Here is a 24,481-nt window from a genome sequence, read left to right on the forward strand (position 1 = left end):
CCCGATCAGTCCGTATTGAAGTTCAGTCACGCATCCCTCATCTTCAAGGCTTCTTCGATATCCACTTCCACCACGCGCGAGACGCCGCTTTCCTGCATGGTGACGCCGACCAGTTGCTCGGCCATTTCCATCGCGATTTTATTATGGGAAATGAACAGGAACTGTGTTGCTCCCGACATTTTCTTGACCATACTGCAGAAACGCTCGGTATTGCTGTCATCCAGCGGCGCATCGACCTCGTCGAGCAAGCAGAACGGCGCCGGGTTCAACTGGAACATGGAGAATACCAGCGCAATCGCCGTCAGCGCCTTTTCACCGCCGGAAAGCAGGTGAATCGTTGAATTCTTCTTGCCCGGCGGCTGGGCGATGACCTGTACGCCAGCGTCGAGGATTTCCTCGCCAGTCATCACCAATTCGGCCCGACCGCCGCCGAACAACTCGGGGAAGAGTTTGCCGAAATGGCTGTTGACCGTATCGAAAGTGTTCTTCAGCAGGTCGCGCGTTTCGCGGTCGATGCGGCGGATGGCGTTTTCCAGGGTTTCCATCGCCTCGTTGAGGTCGGCCGCCTGCATGTCGAGGTAGCCCTTGCGCTCGGTCGCCGTTTCCAGTTCCTGCAGCGCCGCCAGGTTGACCGCGCCCAGTTCGGCGATGGCGTTGCCGAGGCGGGTGATTTCGCCCTGCAGCGATGACGGCCGCGCCTCGCCCAACAAGGGCAACAAGGCCGCCTCGTCGGCACCGGCTTCGAGCAACTGCATGGCGAACTGCTCGGCGTTGAGCGCCGCTGCCTGTTCCTTCAACTTGAGGTCGCCGATCCGGGTACGCAACGGCTCCAGCCCCTGCTCGATCTTCATGCGCTGCTCTTCGAGCCCGCGCAGCGCATTGGTCGCCGCTTCCAGCGCATCGCGCTTGCCGGCCAACGCCTGCTCGGCGGCAACGCGGGTGGCCAACGCCTGCTGCAACTGTTCTTCCATGACGTCGGCCGGCGCCGCCTCGACCTGGTCGGCACAGGTCGCACGATCACGCTCGATGCGCGTCAATTCGCGCTGCGCCAGCGCCTGCTGGGCAAAGATGTCCTGCAGCTTGCCGTCGGCTTCGCGCGCCGAGAATTGCGCCTCGCGCAGCGCCCGGTCGAGGTCGGCGTTGCGTTCGCGTTCGGCGCGCACGGCACGCTCGCATTCATCCAGGCGCGACTGCGCACCGGCCACCAGCACGCGGATGCGGCTCAAACCGTCGCGGATTTCCTCGATCCGTTCGTCGGCAGCCATTTCGCGCTCGCGCTCGCCCTCTTCTTCCTCGGCCAGTTCGGCGAGCTGTTCGGCGATGCGCTCCTTCTGCTCGTTATAACGGGCCAGCGCCTGGCTCAGCTTGAGCACTTCCAGCTGCACGTGATGCACGCGCTGCTGGCGGTCGGTGACGTACTGGCGCGTCTCGTCGATTTCTTCCTGCTTGTCGGCGTACTGCTCGTCGAACATTTCCGCCTGTTCGCGCAGGTTTTCGCTTTTTTCCTCGGCCAGCGCGATGCCCTCGGCCAACGCCTCGATCTCGCGCTGGCGTTCGAGCAGGCCGTGCTCTCCCTGATCCGGCGCGAAGAAGGTCAGGCTGCTGCGGGTCAGCAGATCGCCGCCCCGAGTGACGACGGCACCGGCCGGCGCCAGCGATTCGCGCAAAGCCAGCGCCTCGGCCAGGGTTTCGGCGGCGAGCACACCGCCCAGCCAGTCGGCCAGTGCGCTGCGCACCCGTGCATCGTCGCAGCGCACGCGGGCGAGCAGGCTGTCCGGTGCGACGGCATCAGTTCCTGCACCGCCCAGCATGACCGCCAGGCGACCGTCCGGCCGGTCATGCAACCACTCGGCCAGGCGCGCCGGATCGTCGCAGGCAATCGCCGACAGGCGCTCGCGCAACACCGCTTCGACCGCCTCTTCCCAGCCGGCCTCGACATGGATCTGCTGCCACAACGCCGGCGCCTCGGCCAGGCCGTGGCGCTGCAGCCATTCGGGCAACTTGCCGCTGCCCGCCGTCTTCGCCTGCATCTGTTCGAGCGCCGCCCGGCGTGCCTGCCCGGCCGCCAGCTCGCGCTCCAGGCGCTGCAGTTCGCCCTGCACGGTCTTGCGTCTGGCCTCCAGTTGCGGCATTTCCTCCTGCAACTGCTGCAGGTGCTCCTGATCGCCGGCGAGTTCCTCGCGCAGCAACTCCAGCTCTTCTTCCTTCTCGGGCAGCGCCATTTCGTCGGGTGCCTCGCCGAAAGTCTCGTCGCGCAGGCGTTCGCGGCGCTGGATGATGGCCTGCAGCGAACGCTGGGCGTGCGCCTTGTGGGTCTGCTCGACTTCCAGCTTCTGCTCGCCGTTGGTCGTGCGCGTCTTCAACCGCTGCAATTCTTCCAGCGCCTGCGCATGGTCTTCCTCGACCTGCGGCGCCAGGTTCATCTGCGCATGCAGGCGCTCCTCGGCTTCCTCGACGCGCAAGCGGGTGATTTCCTGCGTCTCTTCCCAGCTTTCCCGATCGACGGCGAGTTTCTCGGCCGTTTGCGTCCAGTGCGCCAGTTCGTCTTCCAGTTGCACCAGCCGGGCTTCAAGCTGGCTGCGCGATTCGCGGCGGTGGCGGATTTCCGCTTCCAGCCGGGCGACTTCGGCATTGGCCGCGTACATCTCGCTCTGCGCGTTGTGCAGGGCGTCGCCGGCAGCGAAATGGGCTTCGCGGGTTTCCTCGGCGCGCGCCTCGGTTTCGCGCAGCGCGGCGCTCTGCGCTTCAAGTTCGGTTGTCGTCCGCTCGACATCGAGCGCCAGGCGCTGACGCTCGGCCTCGGCTTCGCGCTTCTTCAGCAGCCACAGCAGTTGCTGCTTCTGCACCAGTTGCTCGTTGAGCGCGTGATAGCGGCGGGCAACCTCGGCCTGCGATGCCAAACGTTCGATCTGATGGCCGAGTTCCTCGCGGATATCCTCGACGCGCAGCAGGTTCTCGCGGGTATCTTCAAGACGCCCCTGGGTTTCCTTGCGCCGCTCCTTGTAGCGGGTGACGCCGGCCGCTTCTTCGAGGAAGACGCGCAGGTCGTCGGGGCGCGCCTCGATGATGCGCGAGATCATGCCCTGACCGATGATTGCGTAGGCACGCGGCCCCAGCCCGGTACCCAGGAAAAGATCGGTGATGTCCTTGCGTCGGACCTTCAGGTTGTTGATGAAGTAATCCGACTGTCCCTGCCGGGTCAGCACGCGTTTGACCGACAGTTCGGCGTACTGCGACCACTGGCCCATGGCCCGGCCGAGCGAATTGTCGAAAATCAGTTCGACCGAGGCGCGCGACACCGGCTTCCTGTTGGTCGAGCCGTTGAAGATCACGTCCATCATCGACTCGCCGCGCAATTCCGAGGCTTTCGACTCGCCGAGCACCCAGCGCACGGCGTCCATGATGTTCGACTTGCCGCACCCGTTCGGCCCGACGACACCGACCAGTTGCCCGGGCAGGGACACCGTGGTCGGATCGACGAAGGACTTGAAGCCGGCGAGTTTGAGTTTGGTCAGGCGCATGCGCGGTCACAGGCGGGACGACATGCCCGCCACATTGGGGGCCGTATGATAGCATCGTCGCCGCGCTGGCCCTTGCCTGCCGCCTGCCCGGTTTTCAGGAATCGGTCGCTTCTTCTGCTGCCAACTTCTCTCCGTAACGTTCGGAAATGAGATTTTCGACGCCCCGGGTCAGTTCATGCCCGGACAGACGCTGACCGAGACCACGCACCGCCGTCATGAATTCGCCTTCGTCGAACCCCGCTGCCGTGGCCATCGTCAGCCACCAGGAACGCTGCGGGGAGACGGTGACTTCCGGCATTTCCAGACCGGATGCCGCCCAACGTTCCCGCCAGACAGCCGATACCGACTCCACGTTGACGTCGATGAACTTGGTCTCGTCCGCTGCCACGGACTCGGTCGCCGGCAGCAAATCGGGATTTTCGCGACCCAGGCGGGCCATCGCGTTGCTGATGTCGAACTCCCGCTGCACATCGGCTTCGCTCATCGGCGATTTCCAGCCCAGCATCTGCACTCGCATGCTCAGATTCATCAGCAAATTGAAACGGGCTGACTGTTCGGTGTTCATGTTGGCATGCCCATCGGCGGACAGGCTGCGCATTTCCTCGCGAAAGCCGTCCAGCAAGGCCTGATTCTCCGGCAACAGCGGCAATCCCAGCGGCCCTTCTCCGCCCAAAGCGCCCTGGGCCTTGTTCGCCGCCAGGCGACTCATGGCCTCATCGATCACATCCGCCGGGAAATCCTTGGTGAACCACTCGGTGACCGCCTGCGGCAACGGTATGCCGGTCGTTTTTGCCGCTGCCTCGCTTTTCAATGCTTCGCGGGCTGCCGATGAAATGCTTACGCTGTCGGTAGCGTTCGTAGCCGACACCGCCGCCGGCCCGGCCGTCGCTGTACGCTGCGCAGCCTGGCTGCGAAACAACTCGGCACTCCCCTGAACACGTGAAATCGAAAACATGGGCCAACTCCGCAACATGCAATGGTGATGCTCGCACTGAGCAAGTGGCATGCCATACGCAAAACCAACTTCTGCTAAGGCATACGCCAGTGCAAGTAGAAAAATCCGCCAAAGCTATTAAATATATTACTTTGGTAGTAGCATCATGAATAACAATAATCAACCGGCCCACGGCCCGGTGAACAGCATGAACGCCCTATCTGCGGATTCCAGTTCGGTCATTGATGCACTGACCGCACATGTTGCATTAATTGATGGCGACGGAGAAATCCTTGCGGTCAATCTGGCTTGGCGGCACTTCTACGATAGCAATGGCTGCCATCTTCCGAACTACGGGCTGGGTTGCAATTACCTGGAACTGCTCGCACCGCTGGCTGCCCAGGCAGAAAATCCAGCCGCCTCCGAAGACAACAGAATTGCCAGGACAGTCCTCGAAGGACTGCGCAGCGTCCTCGACGGACGCGCGACGCGTTTTCAACTCGAATATCCCTGCCATGCCCCGCACGAACAGCGCTGGTTCCTGCTGACGGTAACGCCATTTGCCCCTGGATACCGGATCCGCGCCGTGGTTTCGCATGAGAACATCACAGCGCTCAAGCAGGCCGAGGAGCGGACTCGCATGCAGGCCTTGCGGGTTGCCGGATCGTTCGCCAGCACTGTTGAATCAATTGCTCTGGCCATCGAGAAACGCGATCCATACACCGCCGGCCATCAGCGTCAGGTTGCCGCTCTCGCCGGTGAAATCGGCCGCATCATGGGGCTGAGCGAAGAACGCCGATTCGGCCTGCACCTGGGCGCCAGCATCCATGACATCGGCAAGATATCGGTACCCGCCGAAATCCTCAACCGCCCCGGCGTGCTCAGCGAACCGGAGTTTTCCATCATTCGCCAGCACGCCCAGACTGGCTACGAAATCCTGCGCGGCATCGATTTTCCCTGGCCGATCGCCGATATCGTCCAGCAACACCATGAGCGGCTCGATGGCAGTGGTTACCCGTTGGGACTGCATGCCGAGGAAATCTGCCTGGAGGCCCGGATCGTTGCCGTTGCCGACGTCTTTGACGCGATCATTTCACATCGCCCCTATCGACCCGGGCACGCCTTGCACGAAGCGATCGAAGAATTGCAGCGCGGCCGTGGAAAGATTTACGACTCGACGGTGGTCGATGCCGGCATGCAGTTCTTTACCGAGGTATCACCCGAGTGGCATCGACTGCACAGGGAAACCAACTTGCCGATCCCCACACTGCAGCTTTGACAGACACCCCACTGCGGGCAACACGCCCTCACTGTCTGGCGGATTTCGGTGATAATTGCGTTTTTGGACCGTGCAGCAAATCTCCTGTGAATCCCCATCTCGCCCAACTCCAGCCCTACCCCTTCGAAAAGCTGCGCGCACTGTTCGCCGGTGTCACCCCGAACCCGCAGTACAAGGAAATCAAACTGTCCATCGGCGAGCCGCAACACGCGACGCCGCAGTTCATCATGGACGCGCTGCACGCCAACCTGCTCGGCTTGGCGAACTACCCGACGACCCAGGGCATTCCGGCGCTGCGACACGCGATCTATGACTGGTGCAACCGTCGTTACGGCATCGAGGTTGATCCGGAAAGCGAAATCCTGCCGGTCAACGGTTCGCGCGAAGCACTGTTCTCCTTCGCCCAGACGGTGATTGACCCGACCCGGGCCGGCGGCACGCCCATCGTCGTCAGCCCCAACCCGTTCTACCAGATCTACGAAGGCGCGGCCTACCTGGCCGGCGCCGAGCCGCGCTTCCTCAACAACCTGCCGGACAACGGCTTCGCCTTCGACTACGGCCAGCTCTCCGACGCCGAATGGGCGCGCGTGCAACTGTTCTACGTCTGCTCGCCGGGCAACCCGACCGGCAAGGTGCTGTCGCTGGCCGACTGGAAGACGCTGTTTGAACTGTCCGACAAATACGGCTTCATCATCGCCTCCGACGAGTGTTACTCGGAAATCTACTTCGACGAAGCCAACCCGCCGATCGGTGGCCTGCAGGCCGCCAAGCTGCTCGGCCGCAGCTTTGACCGCCTGGTGATGTTCTCCAGCCTGTCGAAGCGCTCCAACGTACCGGGCATGCGCTCGGGCTTCGTCGCCGGCGACGCGCAGATCCTGAAGAAATTCCTGCTCTACCGCACCTACCACGGCTGCGCCATGCCCCCCCCGATCCAGGCCGCCTCGGTTGCCGCCTGGAACGACGAGGCGCACGTGCTCGACAACCGCAACCAGTACCGCGAGAAGTTCGCCACCTGCACGCCGCTGATCAGCGAAGTGCTCGGCACCGGCATGCCCGACGCCAGCTTCTACCTGTGGGCGAAGACCCCCATCGCCGATACCGAGTTCGCCCGTGGGCTGCTCGAACACTATAATGTCGTGGCCTTGCCCGGCAGCTTCCTCGCCCGCGAATCGCAGGGCGTCAACCCGGGCGCCAATTTCATCCGCATCGCACTGGTCGCCGGGCTCGACGAATGCCTGGAAGCCAGCCGCCGCATCCGTGAATTCACCCAACAACTTTGAGAGAGAAAAAACACATGAGCCATCCGCTGCAAGCCACCATCGACGAACTCTGGGAAAAGCGCACCGAACTGACGACCCAATCCGCCGACGCGATCAAGATCATCGAATCGGTGATCGCCGACCTGGATGCCGGCAAGCTGCGCATCGCCGAGAAGGTCAATGGCGAATGGATCGTCAACCAGTGGGCCAAGAAGGCCGTGCTGCTGTCCTTCCGCACCCGCGACAACCGCGTCCAGAAGGCCGGCGACATCAACTTCTACGACAAGGTCGACACCAAGTTCCAGGGCTGGACCGAAGAACAGTTCAAGGCCGGCGGCTTCCGCGTCGTGCCGGGCGCATTCGCGCGCAAGGGCGCCTTCATCGCCAAGAACGCGGTGCTCATGCCGTCCTACGTGAACATCGGCGCCTACGTCGATGAAGGCACCATGGTCGACACCTGGGCCACCGTCGGTTCCTGCGCGCAGATCGGCAAGAACGTACACCTCTCCGGCGGCGTTGGCATCGGCGGCGTGCTTGAGCCGATCCAGGCCGGCCCGGTGATCATCGAAGACAACTGCTTCATCGGCGCTCGTTCGGAAGTCGTCGAAGGCGTCGTCGTCGGCGAGAACTCGGTGATCTCGATGGGCGTGTACATCGGCCAGAGCACCCCGATCTACGACCGCGAAACCGGCGAAATCACCTACGGCAAGATCCCCCCGGGCTCGGTCGTGATCTCCGGCTCGCTGCCCAAGGACGGCGGCAAGTACAGCCTCTACGCTGCCATCATCGTCAAGAAGGTTGACGCCCAGACGCGCTCGAAGACCAGCATCAACGAACTGCTGCGCGCCTAAACCCCTCTCCGCGAAGGTCTTGCCATGATCCTCGACAAACTGTTCCAGCTGATGTCGGAAAAGCAGGCGTCGGATATTTTCATCTCCGCCGGCACGCCGATCCACATCAAGATCCAGGGAACGACCATGCCGGTCAATCAGCAGATCATGCTGCCCGACATGATCGAGAAGATCGCCTACGAACTGATGTCGCCGGATCAGGCAAAGACCTTCGAAGCCAACAACGAGATGAACCTCTCGTTCGGCGTGCCGCAAGTCGGCAACTTCCGGATCAACATTTTCCGCCAGCGCGGTTCGATCGGCATTGTCGTCCGCTTCATCCTCGGCAACATCCCGCCGCTCGACACGCTCGGCCTGCCGCCGCTGCTCGGTGAAATGATCATGGAAAAGCGCGGGCTGATCCTGATCGTCGGCGCCACCGGCTCGGGCAAATCGACGACCATCGCTTCGATGCTCGACCACCGCAATGCCACGCGCACCGGTCACATCCTGACCGTCGAGGACCCGATCGAATTCCTGTTCAAGCACAAGAAATCCATCGTCAACCAGCGCGAAATCGGCATGGACACGCACGACTGGGGTACGGCGCTGAAGAACGCGATGCGCCAGGCCCCCGACTGCATCCTGATCGGCGAAATCCGCGACCGCGACACCATGCAGGCGGCGATTTCCTACGCCCAGACCGGCCACCTGTGCCTGGCCACGCTGCACGCCAACAACTCCTACCACGCGCTCAACCGGATCATCAGCTTCTTCCCGCTGGAGAACCGGCCGGCGCTGTTCCTTGACCTGTCGGTGGCCTTGCGCGCCATCGTCTCCCAGCGCCTGGTCAAGAAACCCGACGGCAAACGTCTGCCGACCTGCGAAATCATGCTCAACACGCGCCACATCAGCGAGCTGATCGAGCGCGGCGAAGTCCAGGGCATCAAGGACGCGATGGAGCAGACACTGGCGCCGGGATCGCAGACTTTCGAGCAGGATCTTTTCCGCCTTTACCACGAAGGCACGATCACCCTCGACGAAGCCCTGGCCAATGCCGATTCGCCGACCAACCTGTCGTGGCTGATCAACAACTCCGAATTCAATTCCGGCAACAGCAAGGAAGAGAAGAAGCCCGACATCAGCCTGGAATTCGACAGCACCAACGAAGGCGGCGCCTCGTTCAAGGAATTCCAGCTCAGCCTCGCCGACGACGAAGACAATCCCTGATGACTGATACCACGCTCGACCTGGCACGCCAGATCATGGCCTGCCCGTCCGTCACGCCCAACGATGCGGGCTGCATGGACATCCTCGGCGCCCGCCTGGCCGCCATCGGCTTTTCGCTGGAATGGCTGGACCGCAACGGCACCCGTAACCTCTGGGCACGCCGTGGCAACACCGCGCCGCTGTTCGTCTTCGCCGGCCACACCGACGTCGTCCCGACCGGCCCGCTGGAAAGATGGACCAGCCCGCCGTTCGCCCCGGAAATCCGTGACGGCAAGCTCTACGGCCGTGGCGCCGCCGACATGAAGACCGGCGTCGCCGCCTCGGTCACGGCGGTTGAAGCTTTTGTCGCCGCGCATCCGGACCACCCCGGGTCGCTCGCCTTCCTGCTCACCTCCGACGAGGAAGGCGATGCCAACGACGGCACCGTCGCCGTCACCGAAGCCCTGCAGGCGCGTGGCGAACATCTCGACTACTGCATCATCGGCGAGCCGACCTCGGTCAACACGCTCGGCGACATGATCAAGAACGGCCGGCGCGGCTCGCTCTCCGGCGTACTCAACGTCAAGGGCATCCAGTGCCACATCGCCTACCCGGAGAAAGGCCGCAACCCGATCCACCAGGCCGCCCCTGCCATCGCCGAACTGGCAGCGACCGAGTGGGATCAGGGCAACGAATACTTCCCGCCGACCACCTGGCAGATCTCCAACATCCACGGCGGCACCGGTGCGACCAACGTCATTCCCGGGCAACTGGAAATCAAGTTCAATTTCCGTTTCTCCACCGCCAGCACGCCGGAAGGCCTGCAGCAGCGCCTGTGCGCCATCCTTGACAGTCACGGGCTGGAATACGAGATCAAATGGACGCTCGGCGCCCGCCCCTTCCTGACCGGTCGCGGTCCGCTGGCTGACGCGGCGATCGAGGCGATCCGCAGCGTTTGCGGCATCGAAACCGAACTATCGACCACCGGCGGCACCTCCGACGGCCGCTTCATCGCGCCGATCTGTGGCCAGTTGCTGGAAATCGGCCCGTCCAACGCGACCAGCCACAAGATCGACGAATGCATCGCCGTCGACGCCCCCGCGCAACTCTCGGCGATCTACCGCCGCATCCTGGAAAAGATCCTGCTCGCATGACCGCCGCCGCCAAAACCGAACTGATCACCGTCCGCGACTTCATCCGCTACGCGGTCAGCCGCTTCAACGCCGCCCAACTGTTCTTCGGCCACGGCAGCGACAACGCCTGGGACGAAGCGGTATATCTCACGCTGCACGCTTTACACCTGCCGCTCGACCGCCTCGAACCCTTCCTCGACGCCCGCCTGCTGCCCGAAGAACGCACCCGCCTGCTCGACCTCTACACCCACCGCTGCCAGGACCGCCTGCCGGCCGCCTACCTGACCCACGAAGCCTGGCTCGGCGAAGACCGCTTCTACGTCGACGAGCGCGTCATCGTGCCGCGCTCCTTCATCGCCGAACTGCTCGACGAGCAGCTGACACCGTGGGTCGCCGACCCGTGGGCGGTCGAAAACGCGCTCGACCTGTGCACCGGCTCCGGCTGCCTGGCGATCAAGCTGGCGCTCAACTTCCCCAACGCCCGGGTCGACGCCGTCGACCTGTCGAAGGACGCGCTGGCCGTCGCCGAGCGCAACATCGCCGACTATCACCTGGGCGAGCGCGTACATCCGGTCCATTCCGACGCCTTCACGGCGCTGGCTGGCCGCCGCTACGACCTGATCATCTCCAACCCGCCCTACGTCGATGCCGAATCGGTCGACGCGCTGCCGCCGGAATACCTGCACGAGCCGGAAATGGCACTCGGTTCGGGTGACGACGGCCTCGACTTCACCCGCATCATCCTCGCCGAAGCGAAAAAGCACCTGAGCGAAGACGGCATCCTCGTCGTCGAAATCGGCCACAACCGCGACGCGCTTGAAGCCGCCTACCCCGACCTGCCCTTCACCTGGCTCGACACCGCCGCTGGCGACGAATACGTATTCATGCTCAACGCAGCTGACCTGCCAGACTAAGACGCAGGCTTGAAACTCTACGAACTCCCCAGCCCGTTCGAGATCGAGACCGGCACGGTCATGATGCTTGAACCGGCCTGGGCGCGGGCCGGCGAATTGCGCGCCCAGTTGCTCGACGAAAGCTACCCCAAGCCCTTCGTCATCGACGACGGCAAGTCGCGCTACCTCTACTTCAACGTCCGCCTGATGCAGAGCGAGATGGCGCTCAAAGCGCCGCACGATCTGGCGCTGCGCTACACGCAGAAAATGATGGGCTTCCTGCTCTTCCATCCGCGTCCCAAGCGCATCGCCTTGATCGGCCTGGGCGGCGGCTCGATCGTCAAGTTCTGCCACCGCCGCCTGCCCGGCGTGCACATCACCGCCGTCGAACTCGACCCCGACGTGATCGCGCTGCGCGACGCCTTCTTTGTTCCTGCCGACGACGAACGCTTGCAGATCATCGAAGGCGACGGTGCCGCCTTCATCGAGCACACCGAAAAAGGTATCGACGCGCTGCTGGTCGATGCCTTCGACCGCACCGGCTTCGCCCCGGCGCTGGCCAACCGCGAGTTTTTCGAGAACGCTTACACCAAGCTCTCCGGCAACGGCGTGCTGGTGGTCAACCTGGCCGGTGACAAGGACAGCTACGCCGGGCTGATCGGCGAGGCGATGCACGTCTTCGACGATCAGGTGATCGTCATTTCGGTGCCCGACGACGGCAACCACATCCTCTACGCATTCAAGGAAAAGTACTTCGAACCGCGCTGGCGCTGGCTGCACAACCATGCCAAGGAATTGCGCGCCCGCCTCGGCCTCGACTTCCCGGCCTTCGCGCAGAAGATGGAACGCTCGTCCAAGCTCGGCTTTGCCCGGCGCGAGGCGATCCGCGGGCGCTGAAGCTTACGCCGGCTGCAGATTGCAGGAAAACCGGAACGCCGAAAAAACCGGCGAATCGACATACTTCACTGCTTGCTCGTGCTCGTCGCGGAAAGCCGCCTGGATGTCGACGATTTCCTCGCGACAAGCGATCAGGGCTTCGACGCAGCGCGGATCAAGCTTCCAGGTCGCCATCTTGCGCAATACGGCGAATGCCTCCTCGTTCGACCAGGCTTCCTTGTACGAGCGCCTGGAGGTCAAGGCGTCGAACACGTCGGCCACGGCCACGATGCGCGCTTCAATCGGAATATCCTCGCCGATCAGACCATAGGGGTAACCGCTACCGTCATAGTTCTCGTGGTGACACTCGGCAATATGGCAGACGAGGTCGGCATAGCCGAATTCCTCAAGGCCGAAGTTGCCGAGCATGGATTCGATCATTTCCCGTCCCTTGGTCGTATGCGTCTTCATGACCGCCATCTCGCCCGCGGTCAGCTTGCCAGGTTTGCGCAGGATTTCATCGGGAATGGCGATCTTGCCGATGTCGTGCATCGGCGCAAACCAGAACACCGCCTCGACGAATTCATCGTCCAGACGATAATCCCGGGCCACCGCATTGGCGATCAATCGGGAGAATCTCGCCATACGTGCCAGATGCGCCCCGGTTTCCGGGTCCTTGTGCCCGGAAAAGCAGGTTGCCGTCCGCAAAGCCCCCAGCAGCACCTGCACCTGCTTCAATTCCATGTTGACCAGCAGGGAAACCAGGCGGGCGATCATGTCCAGATACGGCAATGACGACTCGTCAAACACCCCGGCCTGGCGGGAGTTGAAGAAGACGAAGCCGCCCAGCTGGGCGTTCTGGTAAATCGGCACCGTATAGCTTGCCTGGTAGCCGTGGGTCTCCAGTTTGCGTGCATGGGTTTTCCGGCTTCGCGCAAACACGGACATGTCGTTGATGACCCGGGGTTTGCCATCGAGCGAAATGCGGTACAGGGATTTCGCATCCCGCAAACGGCATTGGTAATTGCCCAGCGGATTCTCGCCCTCCGTGCTGTGGGCGAATGTCTGCAACATGTCGTCCTGCGGATCGTAGACCGCGATCCCGATGCGATGAACGAATTCGCAACGCTGCCGCAACACGCGATGCAGGAAGCCGATCTTCTCCGACATCGTCAGTTTCTCGTTCAGCCGGTTCAACAGATCCTGATGTTCGCACACCGAATTCTTTTTCATGGGCACCTCCGCTAGATGCCTCCACTGTAATCACCCCCCAGGGGCGAGTCATCACCCCGTGGGGTGATATTCACGAAGCCGTAAAAATATATAATTCAATCGCTTACACAACCAGGACCGAGAAAAAGAAAAGCACCATGGGCATCCACCATACGGGCAATGCAGAAATCGATCAGCAACACAGCATCCTCGAGAACATGGTCGAGCAGCTCGCCAGTTTCTGCAGTGAAAGCACGCCGCTGTCACAGCCGGTTTGCGCCCATTGCCCGCCTGGCCGCCAAACCGAATGCGGCAACAGCCTGGCCAGCCTGACCGGGGAACTGGGCGCCTTCCTGATCGGCCACGCAACCTACGAAGAAAAGATGATGGAGCTGCTGCCCGACACCCCGGTGTGCCAGGCCCACATCAAGGCGCACAAGGCGGCCCATGAAGGCATTGCCCGGCAACTGAAGCGGCTGGCCTTGCAGGTGCAAAGCGAACCGCCTTACGAAGCCAGCCTGTTCCTGCAGAAGCTCACTGGTGAATGGCTGGGCAATCACTCATCGCTGTTCGACAATCGCCTCGTTCGTCTGGGCAAGACCGAAGCACCGGAAATCGATTTCGACGCCGAGCTGGTGGTCATGCTCGATCAGCACGTCTTTCCCAATCGCCCGACCACCGGATCGCGCGCTGAAGCTGCCGCGACGCAACGTCAGCGCGTCGAAATCGTCGGCCGCTTCGAATCGCTGACCGCATCCCAGCGCAAGGTCTTCTGGCTGGTCGTCAACGGCCGCAAGAATGCCGAGATTGCCGAAGAACTGGGCATTTCCGTCAACACCGTCAAAACCCACCGCAGCGTGATCTTCCAGAAATTCGAAGTCAGCTCGGTCGTCGAATTGCTGCAGAAGACCGACATCCTGCGTCAGGCCAACGACAAGCAGCGGAAAGCGCCACTCAGCCGCCGCTGATCTCGCCGAGGATCGCCCGCAGCAGGCGCCAGCAACGTTCCACTGACGCCACCTCGACCCGCTCGCCGGGGGCGTGCGCGCCGTGGATGGTCGGGCCGAAGGAAACGATGTCGAGGCCCGGGTATTGGGCGCCGATCAGCCCACATTCAAGGCCGGCGTGGATCACCTGGACTGTCGAATCACCACCGAAATCGCGCTTGAACACCGCCTGGCAGGTTTGCAGCAGGGCCGAATCCGGGTTCGGCTGCCAGCCCGGGTACTGGCCGGATTTTTCGGCAGCGGTGCCGGACAGCGCAAACAGGCTGACAATCTCGTCGGCCAGCGCGTCGGCCGCGCGGTCGACCAGCGAGCGGACCATGAAATTGGCGTAGCCGGCGTCCGGTGTCAGTTCGACGATACCGAGGTTGTTCGAGGTTTCGACCACGCCTGCCACCTGCCGGCTGAAACGCTTCACGCCATGCGGTGCGGCATGTAGCGACGCCAGCCAGGTGAATTGCTCGGCGCCGTCCATGACCGCAACCGCCGTCGCCGCTTGCGCGCTCAGGGCAATACCGTCATCGACACCGCGCAACAGTTCGCGCAACGCCGCCTGCTGCTGCGCCAGCCAGGCCTCCAGCCCATCGGCTTCGGGCAGCGCCAGCACGGCGAAAGCCTCGCGCGGCAGGGCGTTGCGCGCCGAGCCGCCATGCAGCGATACCAACCGGTAAGGCATGACGCCGGCCAGGTCGTGCAACACGCCGACCAGCAGCTTGATCGCGTTGCCGCGTTCCTCGTGGATATCGACGCCGGAATGCCCGCCGCGCAGCCCATTCAACGCGATCCGGCGCACCGTCCAACCGGCCGGCAGCGGTTCGGGCTCGCCGTCGCGGCGCACATCGACATCGAGCCCGCCGGCACAGCCAAGATAGAACTCGCCCCAGGCCTCGGTATCCAGGTTGAGCATCAGCGATGCATCGAGCAAGCCCGGCGCCAGACCACGGGCACCGCCCATGCCGGCTTCCTCGTCGATGGTCAGCAGCGCTTCCAGCGGCCCGTGGCGTAGCGTTTCATCTTCCATCGCGGCCAGGATCAGCGCCACGCCGATGCCGTTGTCGGCGCCCAGCGTCGTCTTCTCCGCAATCAGCCAGCCATCGCGCAGCACCGGCTTGATCGCATCGCGGGAGAAATCGTGATCGCTGTCGGCGTTCTTCTGGCAGACCATGTCCAGGTGTGCCTGCAGGACCACCGTCGGCGCGTTCTCACAGCCGGGCGTCGCCGGCTTTTTCAGGATCAGGTTGCCGGCGCCATCGACCCGCGCGGTCAGCGACCTTTCCCGCGCCCAGGCCAGCAGCTTGTCGCGCAGTGCCGCCTCCTGCTTCGAGGCGCGCGGTGTCGCGCAGAGCAAGGCGAAATGGCGCCACACGGCAGCGGGATCGAGTCCGGCAATCAAATCGGCAGTCATGGTCTATCCGGCAGAAAAGGCGGCAGCTTACCGAAAGCCTGCGCCGGCGTCATTCGCTCGGGCGTCGCCGCCCTTGCCCGCCGCCGGACGGCAGCGCACCGGCGCACCAGGCCATGGCCATGATCACCACCAGGGTCAGCGCATTCGCCGGAATCTGCAGGTTGAAATCGACCCAGCTGTGAATGATCAGCGCCACCATCGCCATCAGTGAACCGAAAGCAATGCCGCGCGGCAGGCTGGATCGGCGCTTGACCAGCACCCGCACCCCGGCGGCCAGCGTCAGCGCAACGAAAGCCCCGAGCAGCCCCAGCCCCGGCAGGCCGAAATCGGCGGCAATCTCGACGTAATCGTTGTGGGCGTGGTCGAAATACCCCTCACGCGGCGTCCGGTAGCGCAGGTAAGTCCCGTAGAAACTCCCCGCCCCGGTGCCCAGCACCGGGAAATCCTGCACCATGTCCATCGCATGCCGGGCCGCACTCAAGCGCAATTCGACCGACTCCTCGCGCCCCTCGCCCTCAATGGTCATCGAGGTTTCCTGAACCCGGCTGACCACCTTCTCCAGACCCACCCAGGTGCCGATCACCACCACGTCGATGATGATCAGGCTGGCGATCAGCGCCACCGCCTTCGGCGCCGTCTTGCGCGACAACACGATATACAAGAGGCCAACCACGATCAGCGCGGCAAAGAAACCGCCGTTGCCCATCCGCGACCGCGTCAGCACCAGGGCAATGACCATGATCACCAGCATCAAGCGCAACAGCATCTTCGGGCTGAGCATGAAATCGATGGCCCCGCGCATGCGGCTGCGCCAGTGGCGGCTGCCGCTGCTGTCATCGCCCAGGCGGGCCAGCATCAGACCGATGCCTACCGACAGGCATAACTCCATGTAACCCGCCATGTGGTTGTGATACACGAAACTTCCCCGAACGCGGTCATGAATCACCTCAGAGAAAAACAGCGTGTAATTGGCGCCAAATGAAAACAGCAGCGCACCGATGATCGCCTGGAACACACCGCTGCCGACAATGACCAGCGCCAGCAGGTCAAGGCGACGATGGCTGCGTATCGTCAGCAGGGCCACCACGAAAACCGCCCAGTAAGCAAAGGACAGCGCCGCGAAGAACTGCGTCTGGTAGGGATCCAGCGTGAACCGCGGCGGCCCGACGCCGTCCCAGACCGCCAACGCCTCCGGCGACAGCGCACCGATCACCCCGGCCGGCCACGGAAAAATCTGTATCCAAGGAATCAGCACGAACAGGCCCAGCAGCACGATCGGCCAGCGCAAGGGCCGCAAACGCTCGGCCATCGCCGCCGCATGATTGCGCCAGGCAAACAAGGCACCGCCCAGCAAGAGCACCGCCCAGACAATCACGATACCGGCAGCAAAAGTCCGGTTACTGCCCAGCGGCAAGGGAATCCAGCACAACAGGCCAAGCAGCCCGTAAAAAACCCATTGATCGCGGACGGAATCGGAGGAACGGTAAGACGCGGCAGGAGATTCAGGCATCGGCGACAGTGCAATGGGAAAGGCAGCTAGTGTAGTAAGCCGATGGAATACAGACAAGGGATTTTCAGCGCCCGTCGGGCCCGCCACCGATATTCGCCAGGGATGAGCAAGCCTTGTCAGAGACATCATTTTCTTCGCAAGCACCACGCGCAAAGACAACAAAAAGAGTGTTGCTTTTTCATTTTATTTGATTATCATGGCACTCGATTCGCGTTCTGCGCGTTTTAGTAAATAAAGCGACAGTGATTGCAGAAATGCGCCAAGAATTACCCCATCCCGGGGCAATACCCGCCATCAACTTGGCATTTTCAATCGTTAAAGGAGTAGCAACATGGCAATTCAAGAGCTTAGCAAGACCGAAATCGAAGCAGTTTCCGGCGGCATCCTGGATCTGGGTGGCCTGCTTGGTGGCGTTCTGAACCCGGTTCTCGGCCTGGTTGGCGGCCTGCTGACCCCGGTTGTCGGCCTGGTTCAGGGTCTGGTTGGCACCGTGACCGGCCTGCTGGGCGGTCTGCTCGGCGGTCTGCTGGGTAATTCCTGCCGCTAAGACGCCAGGAAAACGGGGCGGGCCCCTGAACACGACCTCCTCCCGCCCCGTCAGCCCGCGTTTCTGATCCGCCAGACCTGGGCTGATCAAAACCGGGTTCAGTTTCCCCCACGCGCCCCTCGCGCAGGCCGGCCCTCATCAAACAGGGCAGTCTTTCCCTCAAAGCAGAAGTTGCAGCATGGCCTCGCAGCCCCTATTCAGACAAGCGGCCCTTGAGGCCCAGAAGCCGAAATCCTTCGGCGACATCCTGCTCATCCGCCCTCTCAGTTACCGGATACTGAGCATCGTCGCGGCAATCTGCGCCCTGTCGATCGTGCTGTTATTCACCTTTGGCAGCTATACCAAGCGCAGCAGCGTAAGCGGACACCTGGTCCCGAACGGCGGTCTGCTACGCGTTTATGCAGCGCAAGCCGGCATCATCCAGGAAAAGCGGGTGAGCGAAGGACAGCGCGTCCGTGCCGGCGAAATACTTTTCCTGCTATCGAGCGAGCGGCAAAGCAGCACCCTGGAATCAGTACAGGCCAGCATCAGCGAGCAACTGGGATCGCGCCAGGAATCCCTGGAAAGGGAACTGGAGCGGACGAGCCGCCTGCAACAGGAAGAACAGGATGGGCTGCGGCGCCAGATCCAGGCCCTCCAGGCGGAACTTGAAAAAGTCGACAGCCTGCTCGACGGCCAACGGGCGCGTGTCGGACTGGCCGACGAAACCAGCCGCCGTTACCAGTCCCTGCTTGAACAGGATTACATCTCGCGCGAGCAACAGCAACAAAAGCACGAGGAATGGCTCGATCAGCAAGCACGACTGAAGAGCATCGAGCGCGAGCAGATTGCCCTGCGTCGCGAGTTGGCCATGCGCCAGGAAAATCTTGGTGCACTGCGCCTCAAGCAGCAGAACCAGCTGGCCCAGATCGAACGCTACATCTCCAGCACCAGCCAGGAATTGAGCGAGAACGAGGGACGCCGAATGATCGCCATTACCGCCCCGGTCGACGGAGTAGCCACTGCGGTCGTAGGCGAACTGGGCCAGATGGCCGATGCCCGGCGCCCGCTGTTGAGCGTGGTCCCAGCCGACAGCCGCCTCGAAGCACAGCTCTATGCGCCAAGTCGGGCCGTCGGTTTCGTCAAGCCGGGGGCCTCGGTACGTCTGCGTTACCAGGCCTACCCATATCAGAAATTCGGCCACGCCGAGGGCCAGGTCGTTTCAGTCGCGAGAACAGCACTACCGGCTGGCGAAATTTCCGCCCTGCTCCCTGCCGGCGTTGAAAACCAGACCCACGAACCGCTGTACCTGATTACCGTAGCCCTGACCGCGCAAACCATCCGGGCTTACGGCGAAGAACACCCGCTGCAGGCCGGCATGCTGCTGGAAGCCGATGTGCTGCAGGAAACGCGCCGCCTCTATGAATGGGTGCTGGAACCCCTGTTCAGCCTGACCGGAAAACTCTGACCGGTATTCAACGACCATTAGCCCCAGGCCAGCAATGTCCTTTCTAGAAAACCTATCCTTCGGCCTGCGCCGCAAGCTGCCGCAAATCCTGCAAACGGAGGCCACCGAATGCGGCCTGGCCAGCATCGCCATGGTTGCTGGCTATCACGGCCTGCGCACCGACCTGGCCACGCTCCGCCGCCTGTTCCTGGTCTCGATCAAGGGCAGCACGCTGGGACACCTGATGCAGATGGCGCAGTCGCTGAACCTCGCCACCCGCCCGATCAAGCTCGACCTGGAAGATCTGCCGCAACTGCGCCTGCCCTGCATCCTGCACTGGAACTTCAATCACTTTGTCGTACTCAAGGAGGTCGACCGCAACACGGTGACCATTCACGACCCGGCCTTTGGCGTGCGCAAGCTGAAGCTCGACGAGGTTTCCGGTCAGTTCACCGGCGTCGCGCTGGAGTTGTGGCCGAATACCGAGTTCAAGGCCGTCACCTTGAAGCAACGGGTCAGGCTGCGCCAGTTGATGGGGCACGTCACCGGCCTCTACCGCTCGCTCGGCCAGATCCTGTTGCTTGCCGTCTCGCTCGAAGTCTTTGCCCTGGTCAGCCCGTTTTTCCTCCAGTGGGTCATCGATAACGTCGTCGTCTCCGGCGACCGGAATCTCCTGAGTACGCTGGCCATCGGATTCGGTTTGCTGATGCTGATGCAACAGGGCATTTCGGCACTGCGCTCGTGGGTCATCATGCATATGTCGACGACCCTGAACATCCAGTGGCGGGCGAATGTGTTCACCCATTTGCTGCGTCTGCCGGTCGAGTATTTCGAGAAACGCCACCTGGGCGATGTCGTCTCCCGTTTCAGTTCGATCGATGTCATCCAGAAAACGCTGACCACCGCTTTTGTCGAAGGCATTCTCGATGGTGCGATGACCATCGTGACCTTGATCGTGATGTTCATCTACAGCCCGCCGCTGGCGTGGATCGCGGTCGGCGCCATGGTGCTCTACGGCATAGTCCGCTGGCTCTGGTACCGACCGTTGCGCAACGCCACCGAAGAACAGATCATCCATGCAGCCAAGCAACAGAGCCATTTTCTCGAAACCGTACGCGGTGTTCGCAGCATCAAGCTGTTTCAGCGCCAGGAGGAAAGACGCTCGACCTGGCTGAGCCTGCTCGTCGACCAGATCAATGCCGATCTGCGCAACCAGAAACTGCAGATTTTCTATCGCCTGGCCAACGGCCTGCTGTTCGGTGTGGAACGCATCCTCGTCATCTGGCTCGGCGCCAAGCTCATTCTTGACGGGCACTTTACCGTCGGCGCACTGATGGCGTTCAGCGCCTACAAGGATCAGTTCGACTCACGCGTCAGCGCCCTGATCGACAAGCTGGTCGAAATCAAGATGCTGCAACTGCAGGGCGAACGTCTGGCCGATATCGTCTTCGCGACCCCGGAAAGCCATGCCGAAAAATCGATTTCAACGCCCGGAAGCCACGGCACGCCGGAAGCCTCCATCGAGCTGAAGGCGCTTCGCTACCGCTACGCCGATGGCGAACCGTGGGTACTCGACGGCATCGACCTGACCGTACATCCGGGCGAATCGATCGCCATCATCGGCCCCTCGGGCTGTGGCAAATCCACCCTGATCAGCACCATGCTCGGCATCCGGACTCCGACCGAAGGCGATGTCCTGATCGGTGGCAGCAGCGTCAATCAGGTCGGTATCGGCGCCCTGCGCGAGATGGTCGGTACCGTTCTTCAGGATGACGTCCTGTTTGCCGGGTCGATCGCCGACAACATCAGCTTCTTCGACCATCATCCCGAGCCCGACCGCATCGAGGAATGTGCAAAGCTTGCCGCCATTCACGACGAGATCATGGAAATGCCGATGGGTTACAACACCCTGATCGGCGACATGGGCACCGCGCTTTCCGGTGGTCAGAAGCAGCGCGTCCTGCTGGCGCGGGCCATGTACAAACGGCCGAGCATCCTGTTCCTCGACGAGGCGACCAGCCACCTCGATATTTCCTGCGAAAAACGGGTCAACACCGCAATCAAGGGACTGAACATCACCCGCATCATCGTCGCCCATCGTCCGGAAACCATTGCCAGCGCAGACCGGGTGGTCATTCTCGACCAGGGGCGGATCATCCGCGACATCCCAGCCAGCGAGCTCGATCTCGAGCGTATCGCCCGAGGTGGGCAATGGTAGGAAAAACTGCATGGCGGATCGGCTGCCTGTTTGGCTGCCTGCTGCTTGCGTGCTCCGGGCTTGCCCGCGCCAATCCCCCTGACCTGCTCCTGACCGAAAGCCGCCTGCCACCCTCCGCACTGCCTCTGCTTGATGATGACACGCCCATCATCTGCGCATTCGACGAACCCAAGGGCAGCCTGCAACTGCACGAGGCCATCGAACGCGCCCTGTGCCAGAGTCCGCAGAGCCGGGCTGCCTGGGCACAGGCGAAAATCCAGGCAGCCCAGCTCGGGGTTGCCAGATCCGCCTATCTGCCGAACCTGAGCGCCAACTTCGGCTATCTGGCCCAGACGACCAGCAATACCTACGAAAAACCCTACGATGTGCTGGACGCCAAAACCCAGCCACGCACCCGCACCGCCAGTCTCAAACTCAGCTGGACCATTGCCGACACCGGCTTGCGCCGGGCGAATGTGGAGCAGGCAGCGGCCTTGCTGGATGCGGCCAACGCCAGCCACGATCAGACAATTCAGCGCACCTTGCTGGAAACGGCACAGCGCTATTTCGATGTACAAACCGCACAGGCCGTACTCCGTGCCAGCGAAGAAGCCGAAAACTCCGCCCGGAAAAACCTGGAGGCAACGACTGCCAAACATGCCGCCGGTGCCGGCGCGCTGACCGACAAGCTGCAAGCTGCCGTCGCCCTGTCGGATGCCCGGCTCAAACGGGTCAGCGCTCAGGGCGAACTGGAGAATGCCACCGGCAGCCTGGCCACGGCCATTGGTCTGTCCCCGAAGACCCGCCTGCTCCTGCCGGAAAGGACCCAGAAACTGCCCGAAACCGGCATCGGCACCAGTATCGACGACCTGTTCGAGGAAGCCGGCAGCCATCACCCCGCGCTGCAAGCCGCCCGCGCCGAACTGAACGCCGCCCGGGCCCGGGTTCGGGCCGTTCGTGCCGAAGGCAGGCCGGTGCTCGGATTTTCTGCCGAGGCCAGCGAACGCCGGCAGGACAAGCACATTCCCATTTCCGGCTATCCAGCCACCGGTGCAGTCTTTCGCGACAACGTCGTCGGCATGCAGTTGAGCATTCCGCTATTCGAGGGCTTTGGCCGCGGCTACAAGGTTCGTGCCGCCAACAGTCAGGTTGAACAACTGCAGGCCGAGCTGGAAAAGATGGAGCAACAGGTCATGCTCGACGTCTGGAAAAGCTACCAGGCACTCAATACCCGGAAAGCCCATATCGAAGCCGCCCAGACCCTGCTCGACAGCGCGCGTCGTTCCTATGAAGTCGCCGAAGGACGATTTCGCGCCGGCGTCGGCAACATCCTCGAACTGCTGAGCGCCCAGAGTGCCGTAGCCAATGCCGAGCAGCGCCGCATCGAGGCGCTTTCCGGCTGGCTCAGCGCCCGCCTGCAACTGGCGGCAAGTACCGGCAAACTCGGCATGTGGGCGATACGCTAAGCGTTTGCCGGGGCGAATGCCTGATCGACGCAGATACGATTCCGGCCGGTCCGCTTGGCCTCGTACATCGCTGCATCGGCGCGCCGGAGAATGCCATCAACAGTCTCGCCATGGGCCCCTGAGAACAAGCTCAGGCCAATACTCGGCGTGCTGTCGTACTCATGACGGCCCAGTTGATAGCTCACCCCCAGATTGCGCAGTACCTTGTTGGCCACGGTCATGGCGTCTTTCATGGCCATGGCGGCATCCGCCGACAACTGCGGCAGCATGATGACGAACTCGTCACCGCCGAGACGGGCCGCCGTGTCCATTTTCCGGACAGCGCCCGACAAGCGGCGAGCCACCTCGATCAGCAGCATGTCGCCGTGATCATGGCCCAGGGTGTCGTTGAGCGTCTTGAAACGATCCATATCGATGAACATCAGCGCCCCCAGCGTCGCATTGCGGCGATTCTGCTCGATCGCCTGGACCAGGCGATCAATCAGCAAGCGGCGATTGGGGAGGCCGGTCAAGGTATCGAACAGGGCCAGACGGCGATACTCTTCCTCGATCCGCTTTTTCTCCGAGATATCCTGCAACGCCCCGACCATGCGCAAGGGGGAGCCATCGGCCGCACGCTCGACGACTTTGCCACGTGCCTGGACCCAGACATCCCAGCCATCGACGTGACGGACACGGTACTCGGCAAAAAACTGCTGATCGTTGACCAGGCATTCGTGCAGCAGGCGTTCGACCTCGGGCCGGTCATCCGGATTGATCATGGCCAGCACCTCGGCCACCGGGTGATTGGCCGTTTCCTCGCCCAGACCGAACAAGCGGCACCAGGCAGCGTTATGCCGAACGATCGGCTCCTGGACGGCCCAGTCCCAGATACCTTCGCCGGTCGCATCCATGACATGGCGCAAGCGCTCTTCGCTCTCGCGAAGTTTCAACTCAGCCTGCTTGCGCGCCTCGACATTGCGATAGGTGCCAATGATCATCTCGGCACCGCTGAACTTGCCGTGGATATTGAACCAGGTCCACGTCCCGCCGAGGCGCCGCAGGCGAACATCGATTTCGAACGCCGGCTTGAGACCGGACAAATAGTCGCGACTGGCTTCGCTTACGGCAGGTACATCATCGGGGTGGCAAACCTCCCGCCAATCCTTGAACTCGAGCGCCTTGACCTGCCCATCGACAGTCAAGGGCTGGCTCCAGGCAGAAGCAATTCTTACCCCGCCATCCAGATTCCATGACCACAGCCCCTGGTCGGCCCCGGCCAGGGCCAGCGACAACAAACGCTGCAAACGGACCCGGTGCAGGATGTTGGCGATTCTGAGACGAACCAGATTCGGCTTGAACGGCTTGGTGATGTAATCGTCCGCCCCGAGTTCCAGGGCACTGCATTCGTTGGTCAGATCATCCATGGCCGTCAGGAAGATGACCGGCGTCCCCTCGAAGGATGGCAGTTCCTTGAGCCGTTTCAAGGTCTCGAAGCCATCCATGTCCGGCATCATCAGATCAAGCATGACGAGATCGAACTGACGCTGACGAAAGGCATCAAGCGCCGCCTGCCCCGATTCAACGGGAACGATCTCGTAATCGATCCCCAAGGTCAGTTCGAGCAACTGAAGAATGGCCGGCGTGTCATCCACCGCCAGTATCGACGCCTTCGCTTCATCCAGCAGATGTGACTCAAGTCGCATGACACACCTCAAAACGAACTATTCGTTCAAATATGATACCTCGCTTCATCGATAGTGATACGCAAAATTCCAGGCATGCAAACGCTCAACCGCCA

At 62.3% G+C, this 24,481-nt stretch carries 18 protein-coding genes; 12 read left to right on the forward strand and 6 right to left on the reverse strand.

Annotated features, from left to right (window positions below):
• Positions 1 to 26 precede the first annotated feature (26 nt).
• Entirely contained in the window at positions 27 to 3,521 is a 3,495-nt protein-coding gene (gene smc / locus AADV58_RS11085) for a chromosome segregation protein SMC (protein WP_341743191.1), read from the reverse strand.
• A gap of 94 nt (positions 3,522 to 3,615) precedes the next feature.
• Entirely contained in the window at positions 3,616 to 4,476 is an 861-nt protein-coding gene (locus AADV58_RS11090) for a hypothetical protein (protein ID WP_157272513.1), read from the reverse strand.
• 187 nt (positions 4,477 to 4,663) lie between these two features.
• On the opposite strand from AADV58_RS11090, the gene AADV58_RS11095 reads away from it, so the two are divergent.
• From AADV58_RS11095 to AADV58_RS11125, 7 genes are all read left to right on the forward strand, one after another.
• Entirely contained in the window at positions 4,664 to 5,734 is a 1,071-nt protein-coding gene (locus AADV58_RS11095) for an HD-GYP domain-containing protein (protein ID WP_341743192.1), read from the forward strand.
• 86 nt (positions 5,735 to 5,820) lie between these two features.
• Positions 5,821 to 7,014, forward strand: a complete 1,194-nt coding sequence (dapC, locus tag AADV58_RS11100; protein ID WP_028995447.1) for a succinyldiaminopimelate transaminase — start codon at positions 5,821 to 5,823, stop codon at positions 7,012 to 7,014.
• Between the two features lie 14 nt (positions 7,015 to 7,028).
• Positions 7,029 to 7,844: a 2,3,4,5-tetrahydropyridine-2,6-dicarboxylate N-succinyltransferase gene (gene dapD, locus AADV58_RS11105; protein ID WP_028995446.1), complete on the forward strand. Its 816-nt coding sequence runs from the start codon at positions 7,029 to 7,031 to the stop codon at positions 7,842 to 7,844.
• 24 nt (positions 7,845 to 7,868) lie between these two features.
• Positions 7,869 to 9,053 carry a PilT/PilU family type 4a pilus ATPase gene (locus AADV58_RS11110; RefSeq protein WP_341743193.1) on the forward strand — a complete coding sequence of 395 codons (1,185 nt, stop codon included), beginning with the start codon at positions 7,869 to 7,871 and terminating at the stop codon, positions 9,051 to 9,053.
• On the forward strand, positions 9,053 to 10,186 hold the full coding sequence (dapE, locus tag AADV58_RS11115; RefSeq protein ID WP_341743194.1) for a succinyl-diaminopimelate desuccinylase: 1,134 nt from the start codon (positions 9,053 to 9,055) through the stop codon (positions 10,184 to 10,186). The genes AADV58_RS11110 and dapE overlap by 1 nt, the downstream gene beginning before the upstream one ends.
• Positions 10,183 to 11,079 (forward strand): 50S ribosomal protein L3 N(5)-glutamine methyltransferase, encoded by an 897-nt coding sequence (gene prmB, locus AADV58_RS11120; RefSeq protein ID WP_341743195.1) that lies wholly within the window; start codon positions 10,183 to 10,185, stop codon positions 11,077 to 11,079. Before dapE ends, prmB begins: the two co-directional genes overlap by 4 nt.
• Before the next feature lie 9 nt (positions 11,080 to 11,088).
• The gene (locus tag AADV58_RS11125) at positions 11,089 to 11,955 is read left to right on the forward strand and encodes a spermidine synthase-like protein (protein WP_341743196.1); all 867 of its coding nucleotides are present in this window, start codon (positions 11,089 to 11,091) and stop codon (positions 11,953 to 11,955) included.
• A gap of 3 nt (positions 11,956 to 11,958) precedes the next feature.
• Here AADV58_RS11125 and AADV58_RS11130 read toward each other — a convergent pair whose 3' ends face one another.
• Entirely contained in the window at positions 11,959 to 13,167 is a 1,209-nt protein-coding gene (locus tag AADV58_RS11130; protein ID WP_081700239.1) for an HD domain-containing phosphohydrolase, read from the reverse strand.
• Positions 13,168 to 13,304: 137 nt separating this feature from the next.
• Between AADV58_RS11130 and AADV58_RS11135 the strand changes: the two genes are divergently transcribed.
• Complete coding sequence (locus AADV58_RS11135; RefSeq protein ID WP_028995441.1) at positions 13,305 to 14,114, forward strand: LuxR C-terminal-related transcriptional regulator; 810 nt, start codon at positions 13,305 to 13,307, stop codon at positions 14,112 to 14,114.
• Here the strand turns inward: AADV58_RS11135 and AADV58_RS11140 are convergent.
• Positions 14,101 to 15,555 (reverse strand): aminoacyl-histidine dipeptidase, encoded by a 1,455-nt coding sequence (locus AADV58_RS11140; protein WP_341743197.1) that lies wholly within the window; start codon positions 15,553 to 15,555, stop codon positions 14,101 to 14,103. The genes AADV58_RS11135 and AADV58_RS11140 overlap by 14 nt on opposite strands.
• Before the next feature lie 49 nt (positions 15,556 to 15,604).
• Positions 15,605 to 17,065 carry an O-antigen ligase family protein gene (locus AADV58_RS11145; RefSeq protein ID WP_341743198.1) on the reverse strand — a complete coding sequence of 487 codons (1,461 nt, stop codon included), beginning with the start codon at positions 17,063 to 17,065 and terminating at the stop codon, positions 15,605 to 15,607.
• 331 nt (positions 17,066 to 17,396) lie between these two features.
• Here AADV58_RS11145 and AADV58_RS11150 point away from each other — a divergent pair, with 331 nt between their 5' ends.
• The 4 genes from AADV58_RS11150 (at position 17,397) to AADV58_RS11165 (ending at position 22,701) form a co-directional block, all read left to right on the forward strand.
• Positions 17,397 to 17,612: a hypothetical protein gene (locus AADV58_RS11150; protein ID WP_028995439.1), complete on the forward strand. Its 216-nt coding sequence runs from the start codon at positions 17,397 to 17,399 to the stop codon at positions 17,610 to 17,612.
• A gap of 178 nt (positions 17,613 to 17,790) precedes the next feature.
• A complete protein-coding gene (locus tag AADV58_RS11155) occupies positions 17,791 to 19,059 on the forward strand; it encodes an HlyD family secretion protein (protein ID WP_028995438.1) in 1,269 nt (422 codons plus the stop codon).
• 34 nt (positions 19,060 to 19,093) lie between these two features.
• Entirely contained in the window at positions 19,094 to 21,256 is a 2,163-nt protein-coding gene (locus AADV58_RS11160; protein WP_341743199.1) for a peptidase domain-containing ABC transporter, read from the forward strand.
• Positions 21,250 to 22,701 carry a TolC family protein gene (locus tag AADV58_RS11165; protein ID WP_051295452.1) on the forward strand — a complete coding sequence of 484 codons (1,452 nt, stop codon included), beginning with the start codon at positions 21,250 to 21,252 and terminating at the stop codon, positions 22,699 to 22,701. The genes AADV58_RS11160 and AADV58_RS11165 overlap by 7 nt, the downstream gene beginning before the upstream one ends.
• On the opposite strand, the gene AADV58_RS11170 is transcribed toward AADV58_RS11165, so the two are convergent.
• Positions 22,698 to 24,386 carry a two-component system response regulator gene (locus tag AADV58_RS11170; RefSeq protein WP_341743200.1) on the reverse strand — a complete coding sequence of 563 codons (1,689 nt, stop codon included), beginning with the start codon at positions 24,384 to 24,386 and terminating at the stop codon, positions 22,698 to 22,700. The genes AADV58_RS11165 and AADV58_RS11170 overlap by 4 nt on opposite strands.
• Positions 24,387 to 24,481: the final 95 nt, after the last annotated feature.

Source organism: Azonexus hydrophilus, assembly GCF_038368255.1.
In the GTDB taxonomy this organism is placed as follows: Bacteria; Pseudomonadota; Gammaproteobacteria; order Burkholderiales; family Rhodocyclaceae; genus Azonexus; species Azonexus hydrophilus.

Coding starts and splice junctions, on each gene's coding strand:
- smc (WP_341743191.1), bottom strand. CDS start 3,521: ATGCGCCTGACCAAACTCAAACTCGCCGGCTTCAAGTCCTTCGTCGAT.
- AADV58_RS11170 (WP_341743200.1), bottom strand. CDS start 24,386: ATGCGACTTGAGTCACATCTGCTGGATGAAGCGAAGGCGTCGATACTG.
- AADV58_RS11140 (WP_341743197.1), bottom strand. CDS start 15,555: ATGACTGCCGATTTGATTGCCGGACTCGATCCCGCTGCCGTGTGGCGC.
- AADV58_RS11145 (WP_341743198.1), bottom strand. CDS start 17,065: ATGCCTGAATCTCCTGCCGCGTCTTACCGTTCCTCCGATTCCGTCCGC.
- AADV58_RS11095 (WP_341743192.1), top strand. CDS start 4,664: ATGAACGCCCTATCTGCGGATTCCAGTTCGGTCATTGATGCACTGACC.
- dapD (WP_028995446.1), top strand. CDS start 7,029: ATGAGCCATCCGCTGCAAGCCACCATCGACGAACTCTGGGAAAAGCGC.
- prmB (WP_341743195.1), top strand. CDS start 10,183: ATGACCGCCGCCGCCAAAACCGAACTGATCACCGTCCGCGACTTCATC.
- AADV58_RS11150 (WP_028995439.1), top strand. CDS start 17,397: ATGGCAATTCAAGAGCTTAGCAAGACCGAAATCGAAGCAGTTTCCGGC.
- AADV58_RS11160 (WP_341743199.1), top strand. CDS start 19,094: ATGTCCTTTCTAGAAAACCTATCCTTCGGCCTGCGCCGCAAGCTGCCG.
- AADV58_RS11110 (WP_341743193.1), top strand. CDS start 7,869: ATGATCCTCGACAAACTGTTCCAGCTGATGTCGGAAAAGCAGGCGTCG.
- dapE (WP_341743194.1), top strand. CDS start 9,053: ATGACTGATACCACGCTCGACCTGGCACGCCAGATCATGGCCTGCCCG.
- AADV58_RS11130 (WP_081700239.1), bottom strand. CDS start 13,167: ATGAAAAAGAATTCGGTGTGCGAACATCAGGATCTGTTGAACCGGCTG.
- AADV58_RS11165 (WP_051295452.1), top strand. CDS start 21,250: ATGGTAGGAAAAACTGCATGGCGGATCGGCTGCCTGTTTGGCTGCCTG.
- AADV58_RS11090 (WP_157272513.1), bottom strand. CDS start 4,476: ATGTTTTCGATTTCACGTGTTCAGGGGAGTGCCGAGTTGTTTCGCAGC.
- AADV58_RS11155 (WP_028995438.1), top strand. CDS start 17,791: ATGGCCTCGCAGCCCCTATTCAGACAAGCGGCCCTTGAGGCCCAGAAG.
- AADV58_RS11135 (WP_028995441.1), top strand. CDS start 13,305: ATGGGCATCCACCATACGGGCAATGCAGAAATCGATCAGCAACACAGC.